This window comes from Mesorhizobium norvegicum, from assembly GCF_004919685.1.
GTDB classification, from domain to species: Bacteria; Pseudomonadota; Alphaproteobacteria; order Rhizobiales; family Rhizobiaceae; genus Mesorhizobium; species Mesorhizobium norvegicum.
In genome coordinates this window covers 1-5,518 of the sequence record NZ_SMYZ01000026.1, presented here as the reverse complement: position 1 = coordinate 5,518, position 5,518 = coordinate 1, and the positions used below count along the sequence as shown (strand labels likewise).

Annotated in this window: 5 protein-coding genes; 3 read left to right on the top strand and 2 right to left on the bottom strand. The window is 54.9% G+C overall.

Features of this window, described 5'->3' with window-relative positions:
- On the bottom strand, positions 1-432 hold a 432-nt coding region (locus FCU66_RS11510; protein WP_181956544.1), incomplete at its 3' end, for an aminopeptidase P family N-terminal domain-containing protein.
- Between the two features lie 880 nt (positions 433-1,312).
- Between FCU66_RS11510 and FCU66_RS11505 the strand changes: the two genes are divergently transcribed.
- The 3 genes from FCU66_RS11505 (at position 1,313) to FCU66_RS11495 (ending at position 4,908) form a co-directional block, all read left to right on the top strand.
- On the top strand, positions 1,313-2,611 hold the full coding sequence (locus FCU66_RS11505) for an amidohydrolase family protein (protein WP_136620423.1): 1,299 nt from the start codon (positions 1,313-1,315) through the stop codon (positions 2,609-2,611).
- A gap of 295 nt (positions 2,612-2,906) precedes the next feature.
- Positions 2,907-3,926: a hydroxyectoine utilization dehydratase EutB gene (eutB, locus tag FCU66_RS11500; protein ID WP_206077167.1), complete on the top strand. Its 1,020-nt coding sequence runs from the start codon at positions 2,907-2,909 to the stop codon at positions 3,924-3,926.
- Complete coding sequence (locus tag FCU66_RS11495) at positions 3,919-4,908, top strand: cyclodeaminase (RefSeq protein WP_136620425.1); 990 nt, start codon at positions 3,919-3,921, stop codon at positions 4,906-4,908. Before eutB ends, FCU66_RS11495 begins: the two co-directional genes overlap by 8 nt.
- Positions 4,909-5,271: 363 nt before the next feature.
- Here the strand turns inward: FCU66_RS11495 and FCU66_RS41650 are convergent.
- On the bottom strand, positions 5,272-5,518 hold a 247-nt coding region (locus FCU66_RS41650), incomplete at its 5' end, for a hypothetical protein (RefSeq protein ID WP_210239719.1).

Sequence of the window (5,518 nt, the reverse complement as noted above, 5' to 3'; positions counted from 1 at the left end):
GAGCCCGGACATGTCAGCCCACCGGACCTCCGGCAGTCCAGCTCGAAGGGCAGCGTCGAATGACGGCGGGAATCCAAGGCTTGCAGCTTGAATCGCTATTGCCCCATCTCCGAGACCCACACTCTTTAGATGTTCTGCAATGAAGGCCCCAGGCGAAGCCGTATCGGGATACCCTACGAAACGGGAATTCGCGACTTGGCGCGCAACGGTCTTTTGTTCGTGTGCTCGTGCAAACAGGAGCGTCTCGCCATCTGGGCGCACAGCGAGGGCGTGAGGTCCGAAGTATCCTTGGTGGTCCAATCCTGTGAGGTAGAAAATATTTTCCGCGCTCGTGACAATCCCAACATCCATTGCACGTTGGGCAATGGCTTGTTTGACCTTATTCATCCGTGCATCGAATTCTGGTTGCGGGATAAGATTGGCTCGCATCATGATTGTTTTTCCCTTCGGGGATTTGAGAGAAATTAGACAAGCGCTCGCGTAGCAGGCGGCCGTACCCGCCTACTGATCGCTGATGCTGGCCAAGCGCAGGCAGTCTCTATCTGATCAATGACATCGATGGCACGTAGGGCGCCGCAAGTTGTGAAGATCGCATCCGCGTAGGCCGATCGCCTTCGTGCGGATGTTCTCGCCGCGTCCCCATCTGCATTCCCTCCAGCCGTTACCGGCGCGCAAGTCACGTCGATGGGGACAATAAGCTTGACAAGATGAAAACACAAGCTATATATAGCTAAAATTTCTAAGACATGACCTGAGGAGGGGCCCGCTGTTCATTCCCATCCCTGGTGCGACCGTCGCGACGAGACGGACTTCCGGACTCGCGCGAACGCACCATGTCGTTTCGCGCCGGCGTCGCCAAGACCATGCTTTTTCATACCGGGATCTGGGCATTGGGCTTGAAAATCACCGAAGGCATAGATGTCCTCAAAACGGGCCCACATTACCTCGCGAAGGTTCCGCGACCAATTCTGGGGACATTTTGAGGACATCTACCAAGCGCGAAAGCGTATCGATGGGAGGGAGACGGACTCAGCTGATCGTCTCACCCGTTGCCGGACCTGACCGGAGGAACCGTTCATCTGAAACTGGAGCATCGTCAGACGACCTGAAGCGTCAAGCTGCGGGAAGCGACACTACTCGTTCGACACGGTTCGGGGCCCCGAGGACGAGTTAATCACGGTGGCGGAGAGAGAAATTGCTTACGGGTTAGCCACTCTCACTGGTCAGAGAGGCAAGTTCGAGGGATCGGGTGGCGTCGGCGGCGCCACACTTCTCTCAGGCAAAATCGGTAAGTTGGAAGAGGGATGAAATAATGCGTAGTCTCGACAAGCATATTACAGATTTGGTGGAACAGACAGGTTTTGTGGATACGCACGAACATTTAATTGAAGAAAGCACTCGCTTATCTGGCAAGATCGATGTGCGATTAATGCCTTGTAACGACTGGGCATACTTATTTGCAATTTATGCAAAAGACGATCTCGCGGTCGCCGGAATGCCTCAGGCCGATTTGCGAAAGTTCTTGAGCCCTGAGGTATCAACTGATTGTAAGTACGAACTCGTTAAACCTTATTGGAACCGCATAAAAGATACAGGCTATGCTCAAGCGCTCCGCTACACATTCAGGGGCCTTTACGGCGTAGCGGACTTGACTGAAGAAACCGTACACCAAATTGCAGAGAAATACATCGAAACATTACAGCCAGGCTTCTATGCCGCCATTCTCCGGCGGGCTAAAATTGACTATTGTCAGGTAAATTCAGCAGAACGTATTTTCATGGAAACTGCGCAGCCAAATATCCTAGCGCAAGACTTGGACGTTATCGACTTTTGTCGCTGCGCCAAGTTGGACTTCGCTCGCGTCAATGCGGAAACAGGCAAGGAGCCTACTACATTGGAGGCCTGGCTCGAAATCGTTGATCAATATTTCGACGCCTTTGGTCCAAAAGCTGTCGCGATAAAATGCTTGATCGCATATTCTAGAAGGCTAATGTTCTCCCCGGTCGATGAGGCTCGTGCCTCTCGCTTATTTGCAAGGCATTCTACCAACGGCGTCAATCCTCTCAGCTCTGGAGAGCTCACAGCACTGCAAGATTTTCTCTTCCGCTATTGCGTGCGTAAAGCCACTGCGTACGGTCTGCCTGTGAAGCTCCATACAGGGTATCTTGCTGGTAGCGGCAGCATGCAGCTTGCGCGCGTCCGCGATAACGCCGCCGATCTCTGTGATTTGTTGCAAGATTTTCCTGATACACAGTTTGTTCTTATGCATATTGGCTATCCGTTTGAAAAGGAGTTCATTGCTCTAGCGAAGCAATATGCAAACGTCAGAATAGATATGTGTTGGGCGTGGATTATCAGCCCCATAGCAAGCGTCCGCTTCCTGAAGGAGTTTCTCTTGGCCGTGCCTGCAAATAAACTTTTCACTTTTGGCGGCGACCACTATGCTGTTGAAGCGATCTATGGACATGCTTGCATTGCTCGTCGAGGGATTGGGCAAGCCATCTCCGAACTTGTTTCAGAAGGCTGGATCGAACGCCAAGAAGCCCCCGAAATAATTGAGGCGATCATGCGAGGAAATGCGCTACGCTTCTTCCCGAACGGACCAGCGTGATAGCGCGCTTAGGAACCTGCTGGTCCAAACGATCAATGCACCGTTGGTCGAGGTCCGGTCGATCCGCCCGTTTAGTCGCTCGAGCCGGCAATTTTCATTTGGGGCGTCGGTGATCGAGTACGGGACACGCCATCATCGTGATTCGCCGAACGCGCAGCCAGTGTTCGTAGATCGTACCGAGGGACCACGCCTGTGCTGGGGACGAGACCGCGCCTGAGAGAGTACAGGTTCCATTTCACGGACAGCCGATTGGGACGGAACCATCGAAGGTATCTGACGAGCGAACGCGAAATGGATGTGCATGAGCAATACGATCTGCCTTCAAGATATTTACCGAGCGAGAAAACGAATTGACGGGCGAGCGAGACGGACTCCGCTGATCGTCTCATCATCGTTGTCGGACCTGACTGGAGGAGCCATTCATCTGAAACTGGAGCATCTTCAGACGACCGGAAGCTTCAAGCTGCGGGGAGCAACAAACGCTATTTTGAGACTGAGGGATTCCGAGCGTGCCCGCGGTGTCGTTGGAGTTTCGACCGGCAATCACGGACGCGGCCTCGCCTATGCGGCCCACCAAGCCGGCGTTCGATGCATCATTTGTATGTCTGAACTGGTGCCTTCGAACAAGATCGAAGGCGTGCGCTCGCATGGTGCCGAAGTTCTCATTGTCGGCCGCTCACAGGATGCAGCCCAGGTTGAGGTCGACCGTCTCGTCGACGCAGAGGGTATGATCATGTTACCCCCTTTCGACCATCCTGACATCATTGCTGGTCAAGGAACCTTAGGTCTGGAGATTCTTGAGGATTGTCCCGAACTTGAGACGGTGTTGATCCCACTGTCGGGTGGCGGTCTCTTAGCCGGTGTTGCGCTCGCGTTGAAATCCGCAAACCCATCGGTTCGTGTCGTCGGCATCTCGATGGAACGTGGTGCCGCCATGATCGAGAGCCAGCGTGCGGGTAAGCCAATTTTTGTGGAGGAACTGCCGACACTCGCTGATGCGCTCGGCGGCGGCATTGGGCTCGACAACCACTACACATTCGAAATGGTCCGCGATCTTGCAGACGAGTTGATCACGGTGACGGAGGGAGAAATCGCGAACGCGGTTCGCCACGCATACTGGTCAGAAAAACAAGTTATTGAAGGATCGGGGAGCGTCGGGATCGCTGCACTTCTTGCAGGCAAAATCGGTAAACCTGGCATCTGCGTTTCCCTCGTCACGGGCTGCAATCTCGAGATGGCGTTGCACAGGCGGCTAATTGACCACGAGGTAGTCGACGATGCGGTTGCGGCGGTAGGAGGAGTGGAAAGTGCCTGATATTAAGATCCTAACGGAGGCAGAGTTGCGCCGAGTCGTTGCTCTTGATGCCGACGCGGTGGAATGCGTTGAGAACGCCTTCAAACTTCTCGCGACACGGGATGTCGTGATGCCTCCCATTCTCAGCTTTCATGTTGCCGAGCATAACGGCGAGGTGGACGTGAAAACCGCTTACGTGCCAGGAATTGAGAGCTTCGCGATCAAAATGAGCCCAGGCTATTTCGATAATCCAAAACTCGGATTGCCAAGCGTAGGCGGCCTGATGATAGTGTTTGCCGCCCGCACGGGCATGGTAGATGCAATTCATCTCGATAACGGCTATCTGACCGACATACGCACGGCGGCCGCTGGCGCGGTCGCGGCCAAATGGCTTTCGCGGCCCAATTCACAAATCGCGGGCATACTCGGCAGCGGCACACAAGCTCGTCTCCAACTGCAAGCCCTCACACTTGTCCGCGATATCAAGGAAGCTATCATTTGGGGACGCGATCCGGACAAAGCACGGCAATGTGCCGACGACTCCCGGCAAAAGTTGGGTATCGACGTGCGGACCGGGACCATCGACGACGTGATGGCCGCAGCCGACGTCATTGTCACCACGACGCCCTCCCGGATACCGTTGATCCGTGGCTCGCAACTGAGACCCGGCCAGCACGTGACAGCAATAGGATCTGATGCGGATTATAAAACGGAGCTTGCTCCCGACGTCATTCCCGCTGCCAGCCGATACATTTGCGACAGCTTGGCGCAATGCCGCCGGCAGGGAGAACTCCGACCCGCGATAGCCGCAGGAACCGTGGCCGCCAATACCGATTTTGCCGAGCTTGGCCAAGTCATCGCCGGTCGAGAGACGGGGCGTGGATCCGATAACGAGATCACAGTGTGCGATCTCACCGGAACCGGCGTCCAGGATACCGCGATCGCAGCCTTCGCATTCGAACGTGCTCTTCGTTTCGGTGCCGGCATCATGATTTCGAGCTAATTCCGTTGACATTCTTTTCCGTGTTGATCGGCGGCCCTTGCAGGATCAGAGTGTTGGGAGGGGTTGACGTGCAATGACCTTATGCATCGAGGATCATCCGCCTAGACTGGCGTGGGCTCGAAAATTATGGGGTTGATGAACGCTATCCGCACTGCATGAAGTGAGTCGAGCCGATCTTGCCGAACTGAACCACACTAAGCAGCGCCGGAGAAACCATAGAGCTGGTGGCGGTCAGCTGCGAACCAAGCACCCTCCTTGGAAGGCCACTTCGGTCGCACCGCAGCTGGGCAGAACGCAAACCGACCGGCAGGACTCTTGCTATTGAAAATGCTCCGGGCGAATCGGTGCGGGGCGCGCAACCGATCATCGCGACAGATTGCAGTTTGTCTTGCGCGTTTTCATGTCCGCGCTGGTAGTAGCGTGGGCAGTCACGGCGAGATTATAGCAGGGCGCTGAAGGTTTGATGCCGGCACCACGGATGATGAAGACCGGTCCCCATAAAGCCGCTGCCCCGCAGCTGAATCTAGCTGTATATAGCTTGTGTTTTAGTCCGACCGAGGGTATGATCCTTGGATAGATTGGCTTTAAGAGACGAATGTCGGCCATCGGA